Source organism: Bradyrhizobium sp. BR 10261, from assembly GCF_019455395.1.
Lineage (GTDB): Bacteria > Pseudomonadota > Alphaproteobacteria > Rhizobiales > Xanthobacteraceae > Bradyrhizobium > Bradyrhizobium manausense.
This window is the reverse complement of record NZ_JACOFQ010000004.1, coordinates 205,523-223,419: the sequence shown is the minus strand read 5'-3', so window position 1 is coordinate 223,419 and position 17,897 is coordinate 205,523. Positions and strand designations below refer to the sequence as shown.

The following is a 17,897-nucleotide window of genomic DNA, read 5'->3' as shown; positions in this document are numbered from 1 at the left end:
CTCAGTCCAAAATCCTGCGCGACGTCAGCCTGGTGGGGTTCCGTACGGATCGCGTTCGGCCAGGAACTGGCTGATGGCGTCGAAGGCCTGCATGCGGTTCTTTTCGAGCAGCACCATATGGGTGCCCTCGCCGATTTCCACCCATCGCCGATACGGCGCCCGTTTCAGCGAGCCGAAGAAATCCTGCATCGTGGCCGTGGTGACGTCGCGGTCCCATTCGGCGTGAACCAGGAGCACGGGGACGCGAATGTCGCTCGCGTCGTAGAACGCCTTGCCGGCGCCCCAGTAGTCGCGGATATCCTGGATCGGGCCATTGACCGCGCGCATCATGCGGGGGCGCTCGGTGTTGCCTTGCGGATCTGACGCGAGCGAGACTTCCGCCCAGCGCTCGAACCAGCCCTGCGGAATTAGGCTCGCGCGCGCCTCTTCCGGCGCCGCGGCGAGCCAGCGTTCCCTGAAATCGAGCACGGCGACCTTGCGGTAGCCACCGAGCGCGCCGCCGGAATCAATCGGGGCAGGGCTGTTCAGCAGCCACAGCGGCGCCACCAGCGCCAGCCGCACGACCTTATCGTTGTTGCCCGCGGTATAGGCCCCCGCCACCGAGCCGCCCCAGGACATGGCGACGAGATTGAGGCGCGGCAGGCCGCGGTGCGCGAGGATATGGTCGACCGCGCTGGCGAGGTCGCGTACCGCGACATCGGTGCGAACGAGCGGCGCGGAGTCCTGCGCCGGCGCGTTCATTTCCGGCGGCCGGGTCGATCCGCCATAGCCGCGCACGTCGAGTGCGAACACATCAAAGCCCTGCGCGGCGAGATGATCCATGAAGGAGCGGCCACCGAGCGGCACGTCGAACAGACTGGCCGACGAATAGGTCGCGCCATGGACCATCAAAATGGTCCGCTCGGCGGAGAAAGTCTTTTGCGCAGCGGCGCGCTTGTTGCGCAGGTGAAGCGAAATCCCTACTGTGTCGCTCGGGACAGTGAAATCCTCGACCACGAGGTCGGGCCTGTATCCATGTGCAGGAATGATCTGGTCCATCGTCATTCTCCTTCTGTCAGAGGAATTGCCAGGCGAAGCGCTCGCCGCTGCGCGTAATGCGCCCGGTGGAGGACTGCGCGAAATGGGTGGTGAAGACGGTTGCGCCGCTCTCGGCGGCGTCCTCCAGCACGAATTTGCGCGAGCGAAGTGCTGCGTCGGGGAATTCGCAGAAGCAGGAATTGAGCGAGGGCTCATAGACCTGGAGCGGGTGATGCATCACGTCGCCCGCGAACAGGCCTTGCTCGCCGCGAGAGACGAGGCGGATGGAGGCGTGGTCGACACTATGGCCCGGCGTCGGGATCAACGAAATTCCCTCCAGGACCTCGCCCCCGTCGACGGTGACGAGCCGTGCCAGGCCGGCATCGATCACCGGCCGTACGCTATCGTCATAGACGCGGTCGGCGGGCTTGCGCAGGGCAGGGCCCAAGGCTGGATTCGTCGCTGGTTCCTCGCCATTGGCCAGGCTCTCGCCATAGGCCTGCTCGATGCGCGAGAAGATGTAGGTCGCGTTGGGAAACGTGGGCAGCCAGCGGCCGTCGATAAGGCGCGTGTTCCAGCCGACGTGATCAGCATGGACATGGGTGAGGAGCACATAGTCGACCTCCTCGGGCCTGACGCCGGCAGCTTGCAGCCGCGCGAGGAAGGGCTCGTTGAGCCGGTGCAGCGGCGGAATGTCGGGCCTGTTCTTGTCGTTGCCGGTCGCCGTATCGATCAGGATGGTGTGGCGCGGTGTCTTGACCAGCCAGCTGTGGATGCTCTGGATGAACGTGCCGGTCGCAGCATCGAACGAGCCGGCCTCGAGCCGGGCGCGCTGGCGCTGCAGCGCCTCCGGGTCCGCGCCCGGATAGAGCATGTCGAACTGAAAGGCCGCGAGCGACAGTTCGTCGATCCGGGTGATGGTGGCATCGCCGACGCGATAAATCTTCGTCTCCTTCGTCACTGAGCGTCCTCCGCTTCCGTCGGCGCCGGATCCGGCGAGATTGCCGAGATCCCGGACCTGCCGCCGTGGGCGGTGAGGTACGCGCCTGACTCCGCGTCCGGGAGGGCCGTGGGCTCGATACGTCTTATCGATGCCGGTGATATCAGGGCCTTGCGGCGGGCTGCTTTTCATGCCCGCGTGAAGGCCTTAACCTCTCTCGGTGCGGCTCATGCGGCCGCGATTTTCTTCCCTTGAACGGAGGTGCCGCGATGGCGGATGTCGAACGCGGTCCGGGCCGGCCGGCCGACGATGCCGACCTCGCCGAGATCGACCTCGGCCTGTTGCTCGCGCTGGAGGCGCTGCTGCGCGAGCGCAACGTCACCCGTGCGGCATTACGGCTGAACATCGGGCAGCCGGCGTTGTCGGCCCGGCTGAACCGGTTGCGGCAGGTGTTCGACGATCCGCTGTTCGCGCCGGCGGCGGCGGGACGGGGCGTGGTGCCGACAACGCGAGCCCTGGAGCTGCAGACGGAACTCGCCGAAGTACTCGGCAGGTTGCGCCGCATGGTGGAAGGGCCGGCCGCCTTCGACCCGGCGCGGGACCAGCGCACCTTTGTCGTTGCCATTCACGAGAACCCGGCGGTGACACTGGCGCCGGGTTTCGTCGCTCAATTGACCGCGATGGCGCCCCGCACGCGGCTCGCCCTCGTTCATCCCACGCCCGACATCGTCGATCGCCTTGAACGCGGCGAGATCGATATCCTGGTCACGGGGCCCGGCGGGACCAGCGGCGAACTGATGCAGCGTCCGCTGTTCGAGGACAGCTTCCTGACCGCGCAGCGCAAGGGCCACCCGCGCGGCACAGACGCGCTCGATCTCGACGCGTTTTGCGCATGCGATCATCTGCTGATCTCCGCAGATGGCGGCGGCTTTGCGGGCCTGGTCGACGACGCGCTATCGGCGCTCGGCCGCAGCAGACGTGTCGCGGTCTCGATCCAGACTTATGCGCTTGCCCCTGTCATCCTCGCGCACAGCGATTGCATCTGCACCCTGCCGCGGCGATTCCTGATGCGCTTCGCCCACGAGCTCGATCTGGCGCCGCCACCGCTCGAACTGCCGCCCGCCCGCATCGTCGCGCTCTGGCACCCGCGCAACCAGGAGGACGCAGGCCACGCCTGGTTGCGCGATCGCCTCTACCAGGCGGCTGCCGCGACGTGATGCCCCTAATCAATCTCAAGGTCCAGCAAGCGCGCGAATTGCTGCCCGGCATGCATGTCGCGTTCCTGCATCCAGCCTTGCGGATGCGGGCGCGGATAGGAAATCTTGATCACGTGCAGATTGTCGACCGGGATGCGTTTGACCAGGTCGGGATTGGTGCCGAACAAGCGCGCAAATGTCTGCGGTGACAGCGCCGGCGTATCGCGATAGCGCCTGAAATTCTCCTCGCCATCGAAGAAAAGGTCGACCGTCACCCAAAATGGCCCGGCGTTCTTGGAGCGGACGTGGCGACAGATGTCGCTGAGCTTAGGCATGGAGTGTCCCCTTGTTCGCATCCGCCGGGTCGATGCTCACGCTGCGCACGAGCTCGAAGGCGTCGCTTGTTCGCACGACGTGGTTGAGAACGAACTCATACACCTGGCCGCGCGGAATTTCGGCTGGCGTAAACGGGAACGCATAGCTCGGCATCTCGATGCCCGGGCGCAGCGGCGTGTGGAAGAAATAGGGGTTACACGCCTTCGCCATCCGGTTGGCGAGGTCTTGCGTCGGCGCCGTGACCACGAACATCACGCCGACATCGCGCGGCGGGACCGTGTCCCGCGGCACCGGTCGGCCGGACGTGCCGTTCCACCCATAGATGCGCAGCGACACATCGAAGCGAGCAGCTTCGTCACCAAAGGTCTTTCTGATGCGCCCCGTCAGTGTCTTCAGCATGAGATCGTGGAATTCGTCGAGATTGGCGAGCACCTCCGGATCTTCGATGCCGATCAGCATGATGGTCTGGAAATCACCGCCGCGGGCGCCTTCGAGCTTCATGGTGTAGGGTTTCGGCGTCCAGCGCGAGCCGGTGACGCGGGTGATGCGGTTATCGACCCAGCGATAGTCCGCATCCCGGGCATCAAGCACGCCGCCGGGCTCGGTCAGCGTGAAAGGGTCGCTGTTTTCGTACAAGAGGTGCGCGGACACGGTCTCCGGCGAACACTGGTTGTCGATATCGAGCGGCTCGATCTCGAACGCGTCGCGGCCGACCCGCATCAGCACGCCGCCGAGCCCGGGATTGACCGTACATTGACCGCCGCATTCGGCGATCTTGGCGGCGTGCCAGGCTTGCGCGACGCCGGCGCCGCGCATCAGGGGAACCGCGGCGAGCACCGCCGTGTCGGTCGTGCGTCCGCCGAGCACGATGTCTGCGCCGGCCTCCAGCGCTGCGATGTACGGCTCGGGCCCCATCAATGCGACAATATGCTCGCAGGATTTCAGGTCGGCATCGCTGACCGGGCCCAGCGGCGGCAACGGCGTGATCTCTCCTTTGTCGTTCTTCCTGACGAGATCGTCCGCCTTCTGCTCGCTATAGAGACAAACGATCTTCGGGGCGATGCCGAGCTCGGCCGCCACTTCGAGCGCAATGTCCCGGGTCCAATCGACGCCGCTGTCGGTGCCGCTGGTGCCGCAGCTCCCGACTAGCAATGGAATTTTCGCCGCATAGGCTTCCGCCATCAGGATCTGCAGGTCGCGTTTGATGGATTCGCGGTTCATCTTCGATACGCCGCGCGCCAGGTAGGCCGGTCCGCTATCGGTCGATCCGGAGTCCACCGCGATGGCGCTGGCGCCGCGGTGGAGGCCGTACTGGATTTGCGTGCGATTGACGCCGGCGCCCAGCATTCCTGTCGGGACGATGACGCTCACCGCGTCGGACGGCTTTACACTCTCGGTCATGTACCTGATCACCTCTTGCCACAATTGAAGTTGCGCTAGCGCGCAATGTCTTCAAGCGAACGTCCGCGTGTCCGCGGACCGTAGATGCCAATCGAGCCCATCACCACGAACATGCTGAGCGAGATGGACAGGAAGACCCATTGTGCGCCGAAGTCCCTGAGAAGAAACGCGATGATGAAGCTCGTAAACACCGTCGACAGGCGACTGAATGAGTAGACGAAGCCGACCGCGCGGGCTCGCACCTCGGTTGGATAGAGCTCGGCCTGGTAGGGGTGGTAGGCATACGACATCAGTGTGTTGGCGCCGACGATCAGCGTACCGCACAGGATCAGCAGCGAGGGAACCGTCAGCATGGCAAAGATCAGGCCGAGCACGGCGGTGGCGCCTGAAGCGACGACGATCTGCCATTTGCGCTCGTAGCGTTCGGCGACGGTAAAGCCCCATAGCACAGCCCAGAGCGGATAGGCCACCGCAATCACGGCGGAGTAGAGCAGGCTCCTGGTGATCGAGTGCCCTTGCGCAGCGAGCAATGTCGGCAGCCAGTTGGTGAAGCCGAAGAAGCCGATCGTCTGAAAGAAATTGAACGCCATCAGCATGATGGTGCGCTGCCGATAAGGCGGCTGCCAGATTTCCGCAAAGCTTGCGCGACGCGAGACGTCGACAATTTCAGGCGCAGGCGCCGGCAGCGCATGGCCAAGGTCCTGCTCGAGCTGCCGTTCGATTTCGCTGACGATCCGATCGGCGGCCTCTATGTTGCCATGCTGCGCAAGCCAACGCGGTGACTCCGGCAGATTGACGCGCAACCACCACACGAAGGCAGCGCCACCTGCGCCGATCAGGACAACCCAGCGCCAGCTCGCAACGCCAAGGGGATCGAGCGGAATCAGCAAATAGGAAACGAACGCAACCAGCGGGAGCGCAAGATAGGCGATCGCGTGCATGATCGCCGCCGCCTTGCCGCGCATCTGCTTCGGCACGATTTCGACGAGGTAGGCATCGATGGTGACCAGCTCGACTCCCAATCCAATTCCGGCGAGCAGGCGGCACGCGAGGATGCCGTTTGCGGTCGATTGCAGCGCCATCACCAGCGTCGCGATGCTGTAGCCGACCAGCGCCCACAGGAAGATCGTCTTGCGGCCGAAGCGATCGGCGACCGAGGCAAACCCGATCGCGCCGATGAACAATCCCAGGAAGGTTGAAGACGCAAACGCGGCCTGGTCCGGCAGGCCGAACAATCCTTTGGCGCCTTCCGAGAAGATGCCTGATCGCACCAGGCCGGTTGGGACGTAGGCGGTCTGATAGAGGTCGTAGACTTCGAACATTCCCGCCAACGAGATCAGGGCTGCGAGGCGCCATGTGTGCCTGTTCTCCGGCAGCCGATCGATCCGCGCGGTGATCGCCGCGGCGTGCGCATGCGGCAACGGCTCGGCTGGCCGATCGGCGATAGCCGTGATGCTCACTTGAACTCCCCTGCAGAAATGACGTTTTTCCCCCATCAGATTGAATACAATAAGACAGATTGTCAACAATATCTCATATTGGCAACAATTTGTTGGCCCATGACTGTAATTCTGGTAGTCTTTGCAGGAGACAATTCCGGATCAGAATCATGACGTTACAGCCAGCCAGCGGCGCGCTCGTCGACCAGATCGTCGCCCGCCTCGAACAGGCGATCCTCACCGGCGAGCTGGCGCAGGGGCAGAAGCTTTCGGAGCAGGCCCTGTCCGACCGGTTCGGCGTCAGCCGGGGTCCGCTCAGAGAGGCGATCCGCACCCTCGAGGGGCGCCAGCTGCTCGAACGCACGCCGTTCTCTGGCGTCCGCGTCGTGCAATTGTCGCTCGACGATCTGGAGCAACTGCTCTCCACGCGCGAAGCGCTCGAGGGCATGGCGAGCCGGCAAGCCGCCGAGAACATGACGCTGCACGAGACACGGCAGCTGCGCGCTTGTCTCGCCGCGTATGAGGACAGCTTTCGTCGCGAAGGCGTGGGCGGCGTGTTCCGTGTCCGCAGCGTCGGCGACGATTTGCACATGCTGATCGTGCGCGGCAGTCGCAACCGCTGGCTCATCGACATCGTCTGCAACGAGCTCTATCCGTTGCTGCAGATCTGCAGGTTTCAGAGCACGACGGTGACTCTACGAACCCCGCAGCGGATCGAGGCCGTGCGTCGCGAACATGAAGCGATCATCGTCGCGATCGAGCGCCGCGATGCCGATGCGGCAGAAGCCGCAATGCGCGCCCATCTCGTCGCCTCGCGGACGATTCTGATGGCGCAGTTGCGCGGCGAGCCGCCCGCGACCGCCGCAGCCGGAGCTTGAGGCGCAGGCGCGGCGTCAGAGGACGACGTCGCGGTTGACGTTCTTGTAGAGCAGATAGACCGCGTGATTGAGCCCGGTGGGATAGAATTGCTGGGGACAGAACGATCCCATCCAAATGAAATCATCAACCCAGATTTCGTGCCAGCTGCCGCCAAGATAATAGAGGCCTTGCCCCTCCAGCATGAACAATCCGTGCTCCATGATGTGCGTTTCCACTGCCGGGAAGCAGACGCCGGGCTGGAAAAACATCAGGTTCATCTCGAAGTCGAACCTCAGATCGCCCGTTGGCAGCAGGTGCTTGAACCCGCGACCCTGCAATCCGGTATGGTTCGTCATCGGCATGGATTGCTGCTGGCCGATGATCGCCGTTGGGGCGGCAATGCCTTCGGCTTCCTCATAGCGTTTCTTGACGGCGATGATGCGCGCCGGCGCAGTGGGACGACACGTCATCGCAAATGACAGGCCGGGCGGTACATAGACAAACGCCCCCGCTCCGAGCGGCACTGTGGAGTCGGAGCCGATGGTCACGTCCACTTCGCCTGCCACGACATAGAAGAAGTGCTGCAGATCCACACAGATCGGCCGGGCTGTACCTCCCGCCGGTTCGATTTCCAGCACGAACTGAACAAAGCCGGCGCCGAGCGATGGTGCCGCCAGAAAGCGCACGACTGTCGATCTCCAGGCCGGAAGCCTGCTGACCAACACACCTTCCGGAGGGATGAACGCGAAGTTGCGGCCGACAACGCCGCGATTGTGGCCGATCGCTCCGGGAGGAACGACACCGGGTTGGCCGGGCAAATCGGTGGGGTGCATATGATGTCCTCGATCAATTCGCGGGAGTCCGATTCAATGGAAAGCCCTAACGAGAGGCGCCCCCCGGTTTCGGAAACATATGGCGGACGCTGGAGCCGGCTTCGCGTTGCAGCCAGTTTCGGACAGTCATCATCACGGGGTCCTTGCGGCGAACGCGCGAATGCAGAAGGTACCAGCCCGTCCCTCGCATCAACGGGGGGAAAGACAGCGGAGCAATCAGCCGGCCGAGGTCGAGCTCCGACGTCACCAGACTGGGATCGATCAGTGCAAATCCAAGACCGTTCATGGCGGCATGCGCGGACAACACGCTGCTGGCGAAATGCAGCATGCGTTGCGGTTGTTCGCCATGCAGTCCGACCATCGCAAACCAGGCGGCCCAATCCTGCGCCGTGTCGTCGGTGGAGATCAGGGTCTCGGTGAGCAAATGGGCCGGTTCGATAAGCCGTCGCTGCGCGGCGAGGTAGGCCGGACTACACATCGGTATCAGCCGGTCGGCGAACAGGAAATGGGCGTTCAGTCGCGGCCATTCGCCTCGGCCGTGGGCAATCGCCGCGTCGGGAGCACCCTCGCGCAAAAGATCCGGCAGATCGGTTTGGGTGAGCAACTTGATGGTCAACTCCGGCTGCTCACGATGGAAGCGGGCAAAGCGCGGCAGCAGCCAGCCGGTGGCGAAAGCCGTCGGCGCATTCAATGCGAATGTCGCGCGCGGGCGCTCCGACAGCAGCCGGGCGGTTCCGCTTTCGAGCGTATCGAAGGCTTCGGACACCACGGGCAGCCAGGTCCGGCCAAACTCCGTCAGTTCGAGCGACTGCGGGTAGCGATCGAACAGCTTGCGGCCGATCTGGGCCTCCACTGCCTTGACGTGCCGGCTGACCGCCCCCGGCGTCACCGCCAGCTCATCTGCGGCAAGCGCAAAGTTGACGTGACGAGCAGCCGCCTCGAAAGCGCGCACCGCGTTGAGCGGCGGCAGACGGCGGCGGGCCGGAGGTTCGCGTTTCGACAGACGTGACACCGGCTGACCTGCCCTTTCACCCGCTTCGGTGCCGTTTCGAAGCGGAGTCCATGAGGCTTAGTTTTTATCATGCTCAGCCGTAAAACAAGTGGTTTGCCGAAAAAACGCTGAGGACGATAGGTTCATCGGGTCGATGCTGCGGCCTGATGAGCTCGCATCATGGGCCAACGATGCAAATCGGCCGGGAGGCGACCGAACACTGATCAGTCCTGTGATAGATGATGCTTCGCTCCAGAGCTGCAGCGAAGTATCTGGCAACAAAAGAGGTCCTCCGTGGGATTGCGCCATTTTGTGCTGTCAGCCGCTCTTTCACTTGTCGGTCTCCCCGGCGCTTCTGCGACCGCGCACGCTGAAGACCGCGTGCTGAAAGTCTCGTTGCAGACCGAACTTCAGGTTCTCGATCCGATCATCACCACAATCAATGCGACGCGCGTGTTCGCGTACCTCGTTTTTGACGAGCTCGTGGCGATCGACAGCGAAGGCCACTATAAGCCGCAAATGCTCTCCGGCTGGGAGGTCAGCTCCGACCGCCTGACCTACACCTTCCATCTCCGTGACGGGCTGAAGTTCAGTGACGGCGCGCCCGTGACATCGGAGGATTGTGTCGCCTCGATCGAGCGCTGGGCCAAGCGCGAGGGCTTCGGTGCCCAACTGATGGATGCCGCGGACCGATTCACGGTCGTCGATTCCAAGACGTTCGAGTTGAAGCTCAAGCGGCCGTTCGCCTTCGTCATCGAGGCCCTTGGCAAGCCCGGCCATCAGATACCCGTCATGATGCCGGCACGCTTGGCCCGCCTGGACGCGAACACCGCGGTGCCGGAGGTTGTCGGCTCAGGGCCTTTCATTTTCCTGAAGGATGAATGGCGCCCGGGCGTCAAGGCGGTCTTCGCACGCAATCCTGGCTATGTACCCCGCTCCGAGCCGGCAGATGGTCTTTCCGGCGGAAAGGTCGTGAACTTTGACCGCATCGAGCTCTTGAGCATCCCTGATCAATCGACGCGTGCCGCGGCCCTGCAAAAGGGCGAGGTCGACCTGCTTGAGGTCGTGCCGTACGACTACATCGATGTGCTGCGCAAGAATCCGAAGGTGACGATCGGCAAGCAGCCCGCGATCGCCCAGAACATGATCGCCATCAATGTCGACCATGCGCAGCCGCCGTTCGACAATCCGCTTGTTCGCCGAGCATTACAGGCTGCGGTCGAACAGAAGGACGTCATGGCTGGTCTTGGACTGCCGGCCGACATGTACCGCACCTGCTATTCAATCTACATGTGCGGCAACGAGGGAAGTTCGGATGCCGGCACGGAATATTCCCGCGACATCGGGCCGGAGGCTGCCCAGAAGCTCCTGAAAGAGGCCGGCTACAAGGGCGAGCCCGTGGTGTTTCTGCATGCGGGAACATCCGCCATTCTCAATCCGGTCGGCTCCGTGCTGGCCGACCAGTTGAAGCAGGCGGGCTTCAACGTCGATCTGCGGACATCGGACTACGCGACGGTTGCGGCGCGACGCCTGAAGAAGGCGCCGGTGGCGGAGGGCGGCTGGAGCGTGACCCCGCTGGTGATGGCGGGTATCGATCTGGTCAATCCGCTCGCGCAGCAGATGGTGTCGTTGAATTGCCTGGAGAACAATCCCGGCTGGTATTGCGATCCGGCGATGAACAAGCTGCTGAAGGCGTATTCCCAAGCGTCGAGTCCTCCCGAGAGCAAGACATATCGCGACGAGATCCAGGCTGCCTTCCACTACAACGTCAACTACGTTCTGGCCGGACAATTTGCGACACCTCCGGCCTACCGTTCGGATCTCAAGGGCATGATCCCGTTCAGCTTCCCGGTGTTCTGGAATGTTCGCCGCGAGTAGCAGGAAGGTACGACGCAATCCGACTGTCGTCGTCCTGCGTCTTGCTCGGGAGCAACGGTGACATGAAGCCCAGGATTCTCTATCAGTTGACCAGTCCCATGCACCGTACCCTCGGGGTCGAGGAGATCGAGCGGCGCCGAGTATATTTGTCGGAGGCCGCCGCGTCCGATGTCGTCATTGACGTCTGGCCGCTCGCCGACGGGCCGTCGGCGGTGGAGTCCAACGCCGATGCGGCCCTGGTTGTGCCCGAGCTTCTCCGTGCTGTTCCGAAATGGATCGCAGAGAGCTACGACGCCGTCGTCATCGGCTGCTTCAGCGACCCCGGTATTGCCGCCATTCGCGACCTCGCCGATATTCCCGTCATCGGGCCCGGCGGCAGCGCGATGCACCTGGCGGCTCAATTCGGCGAACGTTTCGCTGTGCTGTCGTCCGATCCCACGCCCAAAGGGCTGCCCGCGCGCCTTCGTTCTCTTGGGCTTGCCGACCTCTTCGTCTCCGAACGCATGGTCGGCTGTTCGGTGCTCGACCTCGTCCGGAGACCGGATGAAGCCTTCAATGGAATTTTGGCAGCAGCACGCGCCTGTGTCGACGACGGCGCAGACATTCTCGTCATGGGCTGCACGGGGATGGGGTTCACACCGCGACTGACGGAACGTCTGCAGGATCGCGTCGGCGTGCCCGTCGTCAATTCCGTCCTCGCCGGTCTCAAAATCGCTGAAGCAGCCGTCCGCCTGAATCTTCGCCCTGCCAAAATCTCCGGGAGCAACCGATGACCAGCGCCGTGCTCGCCGATGAGCTCGAACAGTTGAAGGCCGCAGCGCTTGCCTATGAGGCGCGACATCTTCCGATTCCGGACTTGGTGCTTCCGCCCGGCATGCGGATGGCGGTGAACTTCACGCTGGATTTCGATGCCATGCTGGCCCGCCGGCTTGCGAATGAGCCGCCGATGCAGCTCGCCAAAGGGGAGTTCGGCGGCCGCATCGGGATTTGGCGCCTGTTGGAGATGTATGAAGCGCACGACATCAAGGTCACGGTCTTCACGCCGGGGCGCATTTGCGAGCTCTATCCACAAGCCCTGCGCCGCGCGGCCAGAGCCGGGCACGAAATCGCCGATCACATGTGGGAGCATCACGTTCCCAAGGACAAGGCGCTCGAGGAGGACCATCTGCTCAAGACCGTCGCCGCGCTTGAGCGCGTCGCCGGCCGCCGTCCCGTTGGAACCCGCAGCGAGCACAGCCCCGCGCTGCTGCGGCGGGAGGGCTTCATCTACAATTCCTCGACCTCCTGCACCTACACACCGCTCTATCAGGGCGACGAGAACGGGATGAACAGGATGGTGCAGCTGCCGGTGCACTTTGCTGTCGATGACGCGATGTATTTCAGCGCGAATTGGGCTGGCAGCAAGACCGCCGCGCAAAGGCTGCTCGATCCGGATGAAGTGTTCGAGATGTGGCGAAGTGCCTTCTGGCACCAGTACAGGCTGGGCGGCTATCTCAACTTCATGCTGCACCCATTCGTGTCGGGCCGTGCCTCCAGAGTCGATATGCTGGAGCGCCTGATCGTCGAGATGAAGAAGCTTCCAGGCGTGTGGTTCCCGACCTGCGAGGATCTGGCGCGGCACGTGCTCGCCCGGCATCCAGCCTGAAAATCGACGACAGCCCCGTCAGGACCAGCTCAATGCCGTGGAAGCAGAACTACACGATCTCGGACGAAATCGGGATGAAGGATTCGGAAGTCCGCTGGCCGGACGGCAAGCGTTGTTGCTTCAGCGTGGTCGTCGATCTCAGTCCTGCCTCGACACCTTCAGGGATTACCGCCGCTGATATCACGCATCCGACCTCGCTGTTCGGTATCACGGTCGGGCTGCAGAACATCATGCGGCTGCTGCGGCGATATGGTCTGCGCGCGACCTTCGTCGTCCCCGCCGTGATGGCGGAGATCTATCCCGACCGCATCAAGTCCGTCCGCGACGACGGGCACGAGATCGCCGCCGGAGGATGGAAGCACGAGGATGTCAGCGTGTTGAGCGTGGACGAGGAGAGAGAACGGATCGCGCTGACGACATCGACGCTGGAGCGGGTCCTCGGACGCCGGCCGAAGGGATGGTTTTCCCTGCCTCGGCAGCAGGACGCGTTCGCCGTCGGCAGCGTCGGCGGCGCGACGATGGGTCTGTTGATTGATGCCGGTTACGGCTACATGGGCAACGGGCTCGCGGACGATGCTCCGCACTATTGGGTCGCGGACTTCGTGCAGCGCAAGGCTCTGCTGACGCTGCCATACCATTACAGCTGCGACGATCAGTTCTTTCTGATGTTTCCGACGGAAGGCACAGGCCTTGATCGGGTCAATGCGCTGAAGCGAAACTGGCTTCGCGAGTTCGAGGCCCAGTATCGACGCGGTCGGTACTTCTCGATGACGCTGCATCCGAAAGGGAGCGGCTGGGGACACCACGCCGAGGCGCTCGAAGAGGTGCTTGCATACATCGCGAGTTTTCCTGGCGTATGGAATGCTACGGGAGCGGAATGTGCGGATTACTGGTCCGCGACCTATCCCGCGGACACCCATCTTCGCCTCTCGGCTTCGATCTGGCGGGACTATGAGGGCAGCCTGAGCTGACTCCTCGCGAATATTGATGCGGGCGTTGTAATTATTTTGCGGGAGCATGATGCCGAACCAAACACAGTCAACCGAAGCGGAATCGATTCTCGCCGGCCTGCGTCGCTGGGTCGAGATCGAAACGCCAACCGGTGACGTCGACAACATGGCGCGACTGCTCGACGTGGTTGCCGCAGACTTTGTACAACTCGGCGCCAGCCTGGAGCGAATTCCGGGGACCGATGGGATGGGCGACCATCTGCTGGTCCGGCTGCCGTGGGGGCGCGGGCGGGGCATCCTCTCCGTTTCGCATCTCGACACCGTGTGCCCGCCGGGTGCGGTCGCCATGCGTCGCGACGGCGATCGCTTTCATGGACCCGGCATCGCAGACATGAAGGCGGGCGGCTTTCTGGCATTCAAGGCCGCTCAACACATAGCCGGCTTGGTCCATCAGCCGCACCTTCCGCTGACGCTTCTCTACACCTCGGACGAGGAGATCGGTTCTCCGACCTCTCGCCGCATCATCGAGCGGCTGGCGCGGGAATCCCGCTACGCGCTGATCGCCGAGCCGGCCCGTAAGGATGAGGTCATCACCTTCCGCAAAGGCCGTGCGAAATACCGTCTCGACGTCCAGGGCCGGGAAGCGCATGCCGGCTCGGCTCACGCGAGCGGCCGCAGCGCCATCTCGGAGCTTGCTCGCCAGGTCGTGGAGCTTGACAAATTGACCGACTATTCCATGGGGACGACGGTCAATGTCGGGGAGATCGGGGGCGGGACAGCGTTGAATGTCGTCGCGGGCCGCGCCTTCTGCACCATCGATGTCCGCTTCTCCTCTGCCGAAGCGGGTCGATTAGTCGATGAGACGATCTTGTCCGTCGGGCCGATCGGCAGCGACGTCACGGTCACGCCCAGTGGGGAAATCGAAAAGCCCTGCCTCGAACGGACTGCAGGTGGATTGGAGCTGTTCTCGCTCGCAAAGTCCATCGCGCGCGAGCAGGATATCGACCTCGTCGAAATCTCGAGCGGCGGTGGCAGCGACGGCAATTTCACCTCGGCTGTTGGCACCCCGACCCTGGATGGCCTTGGTGCGATCGGCAATGAGTGGCACTCGCCGAACGAATATGTTGTGGTGTCCGCGCTTCCACGCCGCGCCGAGCTGTTGCGGCGAATGATCACGGAGCTTGGATCATAGATGAGCAGCGTAGCGTGCTCAGCTCGACATCAGTGCGCGCGCGGCGCGGGCGAGGCGGCGGCTGACGGTCTTCTGCCGCAGCGCCTCCGTCCAGTCGAACATGCTTGAATTGATATCATAGTCGCCGCGCTGGGCGTCCGGGATCGCACCGGCCACGATACGTGCGATCAGTTGCGGCAATTCCCGATAGAAAGCCTCGGTGCGATACGGCGGATGCAGCGAGTAAAGCCCGGCGCCCGAACCGAGAAAGTCGATGCGGGAAAGCCCGTTGCGCATCATGGCCGCGGAGATGATCTCCTCCGCCGGCATCGTCAGCGGCGACTGGTGAAACAGTCTTGCCCGGATCCGGCGCTTGAGATTCGGTCGCACCAGCTCCAGCGCTATCGACGCATCGAACTTGTTCTGATCGAGCACGAAGATCCGCGTGCTCACGGTGCGAAAACGGTAAGCCGGGTAGGCGGCGGCGAGCCGCTCGGGCGGCTGGATCCCGGTCAGTCCGGGGAACCCGCCATGCAGATCGCCGAGCGTGCCGTCAGCGCGGGGCGGACCGGGAAGCGGTCCGGCGAACAGTGCACCCGGCGTTGCCGTGAGCCAGCCGATCGCTTCCTCCAGCCAGACCTGGCTGCCGCCGCCGAACAGCATGTCGCTGTCCATGTGCACCACATAATCCGCATTCGCCTGCAACAGACCGTAGAAATAGGCATGGAACGGTCCGCCATCGAAGGCCTTTTCCGGATAGTCGCTGGACGTGGAGAAATAGCGCTGCCGCACGGCCGCGAGCGCCGCCGGCGAATAGTCGACCTCGGCGACCTCCGCCTTCGGCGACTTCCGCGCGATCGCCTCCAGCGATGCGAACAGGCGCCGGCGGCTCTCCTCGTAGGCGCTGCCGGCATAGCGGCCGCTCTTGCTCTGCCTGGTGTCGACGGTGAAGACGATACGATCGACCTGATCGCCCCACACGTCGAGCTGATGTGGAAGTGTGTGGACCGCATGGCGCACGTCCAGCGGATGCAAATTGATCTGAAGCGCGGATCTGACCTGCATCTCATCTCTCCTTGCCGGTGAACGGGCCGGTCACGTCCAAGAGCAGCCCGCGTCTGAAATCAGCTGTTCGAGGGAGGCGGCCTCGGCGGATCGGCCTGGATTTGCACCTTGCGTGCTTCTATCCGCAATTTATCAAACATGGTCCTCGGCAGAAGCCAATTCGCCCTGCGTCGTTAATGAACCGCAGAGCGTCAATGATTGAGTAACCATTCTTGTTAGGCAAGCACGGGAGCTGCGGTCCGCATTCGAGCGCGTTCAGCCGAAATCAGCTCTTTCTGACCAACCGCCAGCGACCGGGAGTCGTCCCAACCCGCGCTGAGAAAGCTCTCGTGAAGTGGCTTTGATCGGAGAAGCCGCATTTGATCGCAATGTCTATGAGCGGCAGCGAGGTGCCGACGAGCAGGCGCTTGCTTTCCTCGATGCGCTGATCCATCAGCCAGCGATGCGGCGGAGTGCCGGTACTGATCTTGAAGGCCCGGGCAAAATGGGCCGTCGACAAGCCACATTCGGTCGCGATGTGTGCCAGGGAAACCTCCCCGTCGAGATGAGCGCGTATCAGGTCCTTCGCGATGCGAAGCTGCCAGGGCGTCAATCCACTGCGTTGCAGGCGATCGACGGGAAGAATGCTGGTGTAGGTGTGAAGGAAATGCGCGTTGAGCGCCATCGCAACAGAGCCAACGAACAGCTCGTTGGCCTCGTGCGGCCGTTCAAGCGCGGGCAACAGGCACTTGCCGAGATGCGCCACGACAGGATCGCGGATGTTCGTACCCGCCGCAATGTCGAACTGAACGTGCGCAGCCTCAAGCTCGCTCGCAAGGCCACTCAACGCGCTGTGCGGCAGATACAGATAAAGAAAATCGAACGGATCCTGGAAGCGAACGATCGTCTCGCATCGCAGATCGTAGATGCTGGTCTCGTCCTTCGCGGCGCCTTTGCGGGCATGGCGTCCATCAACCCATGCCTCCGCCCTTTGACGTCGCAGCCGCAGACACAGCGCGAACGCTGCATCGGGCGGTGACGGTAAGGTTGGATCGCTGGACGGCCCGAAATGGGTCATCCGCACCGCGGCGAACGTTCCCTTCTGGAGTGACTTGACGAGGCCCGTGCCGGGCTGCCGGATCATCGGGAATAATGTGGCAAGCCGCTCGCCATAGAGTCCGCAATCGTCCATGCTCTACGTTCGACGCTCCGCCGGCAACGATCCCCAGTCATTGCCGTCGGCGTATACTCCCTTTGCCCGCGCCCATTGCGGGTCTTGATGTGCCGGATTGCTGTATCTCAGAATGACAATCGTCGCGCAGTCAAAAGTTGCATGAAGGTATCTTATTCCCGTCGCCGGCTCGTGAGGGGCCGATCCCGGGTGACACGCGCGACAACGGAAGGCCGGATCCGAGTTGTCGACGATGTGAAACTACTGGACCGGGGCAAGGTCGACCGAGCAGTCCTCGCTGTTGCCGCTTGTGCGCTCCTTCTTGACCGGTCTCAGGTCAGCAAATGCCTCTTCCAAAATCGTGGCCACCTCCAGCAGCGAAATCATCAGCCGGGGCGTTCGCCGAAGCTTTTCTTCGACGGCGGCCGCATGGAGATCGCTGAGCGTTCGCCCGCCGCGCAGTCGCCGCCGCCCAAAGGCGATCTTGTGGACGTTGCCGGAAATATATCCGACCGACTCCCACGACTGTTTCGACTCCTGCAACAGCTCGTCCGCCATTCGCTGCATCACCTTGATGATGGCAATCATATCCCGCCTGGCACCGATGAGGCCGCCATGGCCGTCGCGCTCGATAGAGGAGGCCGCCACGGATTGGCTTTGCAGATCGGCGAGTTGGTCCAATAGCGTCGTGAATTGCGTCCGCGCAACGCCGGCGAGAGCCTCGAGCAAGGACAGATTGCTCTGCATCGACGCGGTTGCGACCTCCGGCTTGATCAGCGTGAAATACATCAAATACCCCAGAGACAACAAAGCAAACAGCTAAAGTGCAATTCTAGGAGGCTTCAATCGAGGGCGCTTGAACGTCTTGAGCCACGATTGATCATTGCAAGCCTCAAGAACAAATTCGGGAACAATAGGCAACAAGGTCGCGCGCGAGCACCCGGTGCGTAACTATCTGTTCATCTTCCAGCGGGTCTTTGTGGGAACGACGCCCGGTTTGAGGCGAAGGGACTTTACCTGCTTCCCC

The 17,897-nt window shown here is 63.0% G+C and carries 17 protein-coding genes; 7 read left to right on the top strand and 10 right to left on the bottom strand.

Annotation, left to right across the window (positions count from 1 at the left end; all coding sequences use genetic code 11):
- Positions 1–24: 24 nt before the first annotated feature.
- Both HYH07_RS06430 and HYH07_RS06425 read right to left on the bottom strand, forming a co-directional pair.
- The gene (locus HYH07_RS06430; protein ID WP_228749272.1) at positions 25–1,038 is read right to left on the bottom strand and encodes an alpha/beta hydrolase; all 1,014 of its coding nucleotides are present in this window, start codon (positions 1,036–1,038) and stop codon (positions 25–27) included.
- Positions 1,039–1,054: 16 nt separating this feature from the next.
- The gene (locus tag HYH07_RS06425; RefSeq protein ID WP_220001687.1) at positions 1,055–1,978 is read right to left on the bottom strand and encodes an MBL fold metallo-hydrolase; all 924 of its coding nucleotides are present in this window, start codon (positions 1,976–1,978) and stop codon (positions 1,055–1,057) included.
- A 248-nt stretch (positions 1,979–2,226) separates the two neighbouring features.
- Here HYH07_RS06425 and HYH07_RS06420 point away from each other — a divergent pair, with 248 nt between their 5' ends.
- A complete protein-coding gene (locus HYH07_RS06420) occupies positions 2,227–3,174 on the top strand; it encodes a LysR family transcriptional regulator (RefSeq protein WP_220001686.1) in 948 nt (315 codons plus the stop codon).
- A 5-nt stretch (positions 3,175–3,179) separates the two neighbouring features.
- Here HYH07_RS06420 and HYH07_RS06415 read toward each other — a convergent pair whose 3' ends face one another.
- From HYH07_RS06415 to HYH07_RS06405, 3 genes are read right to left on the bottom strand one after another with little or no spacing between them, the layout of a single operon-like run.
- On the bottom strand, positions 3,180–3,488 hold the full coding sequence (locus HYH07_RS06415; RefSeq protein WP_057747838.1) for a DUF4387 domain-containing protein: 309 nt from the start codon (positions 3,486–3,488) through the stop codon (positions 3,180–3,182).
- A complete protein-coding gene (locus HYH07_RS06410) occupies positions 3,481–4,890 on the bottom strand; it encodes an acyclic terpene utilization AtuA family protein (RefSeq protein ID WP_220001685.1) in 1,410 nt (469 codons plus the stop codon). Before HYH07_RS06410 ends, HYH07_RS06415 begins: the two co-directional genes overlap by 8 nt.
- Positions 4,891–4,925: 35 nt before the next feature.
- Positions 4,926–6,350 (bottom strand): MFS transporter, encoded by a 1,425-nt coding sequence (locus HYH07_RS06405; RefSeq protein WP_312016650.1) that lies wholly within the window; start codon positions 6,348–6,350, stop codon positions 4,926–4,928.
- Positions 6,351–6,499: 149 nt separating this feature from the next.
- On the opposite strand from HYH07_RS06405, the gene HYH07_RS06400 reads away from it, so the two are divergent.
- Positions 6,500–7,207 carry a GntR family transcriptional regulator gene (locus tag HYH07_RS06400; RefSeq protein ID WP_220001684.1) on the top strand — a complete coding sequence of 236 codons (708 nt, stop codon included), beginning with the start codon at positions 6,500–6,502 and terminating at the stop codon, positions 7,205–7,207.
- Between the two features lie 15 nt (positions 7,208–7,222).
- On the opposite strand, the gene allE is transcribed toward HYH07_RS06400, so the two are convergent.
- Together allE and HYH07_RS06390 are read right to left on the bottom strand one after the other, a co-directional pair.
- Positions 7,223–8,020, bottom strand: a complete 798-nt coding sequence (gene allE / locus HYH07_RS06395; protein WP_220001683.1) for a (S)-ureidoglycine aminohydrolase — start codon at positions 8,018–8,020, stop codon at positions 7,223–7,225.
- Positions 8,021–8,066: 46 nt separating this feature from the next.
- Positions 8,067–9,032 carry a LysR substrate-binding domain-containing protein gene (locus tag HYH07_RS06390; RefSeq protein ID WP_220001682.1) on the bottom strand — a complete coding sequence of 322 codons (966 nt, stop codon included), beginning with the start codon at positions 9,030–9,032 and terminating at the stop codon, positions 8,067–8,069.
- A gap of 360 nt (positions 9,033–9,392) precedes the next feature.
- Between HYH07_RS06390 and HYH07_RS06385 the strand changes: the two genes are divergently transcribed.
- From HYH07_RS06385 to HYH07_RS06365, 5 genes are all read left to right on the top strand, one after another.
- On the top strand, positions 9,393–10,889 hold the full coding sequence (locus tag HYH07_RS06385) for an ABC transporter substrate-binding protein (protein WP_220001681.1): 1,497 nt from the start codon (positions 9,393–9,395) through the stop codon (positions 10,887–10,889).
- Between the two features lie 62 nt (positions 10,890–10,951).
- Complete coding sequence (locus HYH07_RS06380; protein WP_220001680.1) at positions 10,952–11,662, top strand: aspartate/glutamate racemase family protein; 711 nt, start codon at positions 10,952–10,954, stop codon at positions 11,660–11,662.
- Complete coding sequence (locus tag HYH07_RS06375; RefSeq protein WP_220001679.1) at positions 11,659–12,534, top strand: polysaccharide deacetylase family protein; 876 nt, start codon at positions 11,659–11,661, stop codon at positions 12,532–12,534. The genes HYH07_RS06380 and HYH07_RS06375 overlap by 4 nt, the downstream gene beginning before the upstream one ends.
- 32 nt (positions 12,535–12,566) lie before the next feature.
- Positions 12,567–13,505 (top strand): polysaccharide deacetylase family protein, encoded by a 939-nt coding sequence (locus HYH07_RS06370; RefSeq protein ID WP_220001678.1) that lies wholly within the window; start codon positions 12,567–12,569, stop codon positions 13,503–13,505.
- 49 nt (positions 13,506–13,554) lie between these two features.
- On the top strand, positions 13,555–14,676 hold the full coding sequence (locus HYH07_RS06365; protein WP_220001677.1) for a M20 family metallopeptidase: 1,122 nt from the start codon (positions 13,555–13,557) through the stop codon (positions 14,674–14,676).
- Between the two features lie 18 nt (positions 14,677–14,694).
- On the opposite strand, the gene HYH07_RS06360 is transcribed toward HYH07_RS06365, so the two are convergent.
- The 3 genes from HYH07_RS06360 to HYH07_RS06350 all read right to left on the bottom strand — a co-directional run bounded on the left by HYH07_RS06360 (position 14,695) and on the right by HYH07_RS06350 (position 17,659).
- Complete coding sequence (locus HYH07_RS06360; protein ID WP_220001676.1) at positions 14,695–15,720, bottom strand: glycosyltransferase family 2 protein; 1,026 nt, start codon at positions 15,718–15,720, stop codon at positions 14,695–14,697.
- 265 nt (positions 15,721–15,985) lie between these two features.
- On the bottom strand, positions 15,986–16,891 hold the full coding sequence (locus HYH07_RS06355) for a helix-turn-helix domain-containing protein (protein ID WP_220001675.1): 906 nt from the start codon (positions 16,889–16,891) through the stop codon (positions 15,986–15,988).
- 240 nt (positions 16,892–17,131) lie between these two features.
- Positions 17,132–17,659 (bottom strand): hypothetical protein, encoded by a 528-nt coding sequence (locus HYH07_RS06350; protein ID WP_220001674.1) that lies wholly within the window; start codon positions 17,657–17,659, stop codon positions 17,132–17,134.
- Positions 17,660–17,897: the final 238 nt, after the last annotated feature.

What these genes read in the sequence shown, in the direction of transcription:
- HYH07_RS06420 (WP_220001686.1), top strand. Translation starts at nt 2,227, where the DNA reads ATGGCGGATGTCGAACGCGGTCCGGGCCGGCCGGCCGACGATGCCGAC.
- HYH07_RS06350 (WP_220001674.1), bottom strand. Translation starts at nt 17,659, where the DNA reads ATGTATTTCACGCTGATCAAGCCGGAGGTCGCAACCGCGTCGATGCAG.
- HYH07_RS06410 (WP_220001685.1), bottom strand. Translation starts at nt 4,890, where the DNA reads ATGACCGAGAGTGTAAAGCCGTCCGACGCGGTGAGCGTCATCGTCCCG.
- HYH07_RS06415 (WP_057747838.1), bottom strand. Translation starts at nt 3,488, where the DNA reads ATGCCTAAGCTCAGCGACATCTGTCGCCACGTCCGCTCCAAGAACGCC.
- HYH07_RS06400 (WP_220001684.1), top strand. Translation starts at nt 6,500, where the DNA reads ATGACGTTACAGCCAGCCAGCGGCGCGCTCGTCGACCAGATCGTCGCC.
- HYH07_RS06360 (WP_220001676.1), bottom strand. Translation starts at nt 15,720, where the DNA reads ATGCAGGTCAGATCCGCGCTTCAGATCAATTTGCATCCGCTGGACGTG.
- allE (WP_220001683.1), bottom strand. Translation starts at nt 8,020, where the DNA reads ATGCACCCCACCGATTTGCCCGGCCAACCCGGTGTCGTTCCTCCCGGA.
- HYH07_RS06375 (WP_220001679.1), top strand. Translation starts at nt 11,659, where the DNA reads ATGACCAGCGCCGTGCTCGCCGATGAGCTCGAACAGTTGAAGGCCGCA.
- HYH07_RS06355 (WP_220001675.1), bottom strand. Translation starts at nt 16,891, where the DNA reads ATGGACGATTGCGGACTCTATGGCGAGCGGCTTGCCACATTATTCCCG.
- HYH07_RS06430 (WP_228749272.1), bottom strand. Translation starts at nt 1,038, where the DNA reads ATGGACCAGATCATTCCTGCACATGGATACAGGCCCGACCTCGTGGTC.
- HYH07_RS06370 (WP_220001678.1), top strand. Translation starts at nt 12,567, where the DNA reads ATGCCGTGGAAGCAGAACTACACGATCTCGGACGAAATCGGGATGAAG.
- HYH07_RS06380 (WP_220001680.1), top strand. Translation starts at nt 10,952, where the DNA reads ATGAAGCCCAGGATTCTCTATCAGTTGACCAGTCCCATGCACCGTACC.
- HYH07_RS06365 (WP_220001677.1), top strand. Translation starts at nt 13,555, where the DNA reads ATGCCGAACCAAACACAGTCAACCGAAGCGGAATCGATTCTCGCCGGC.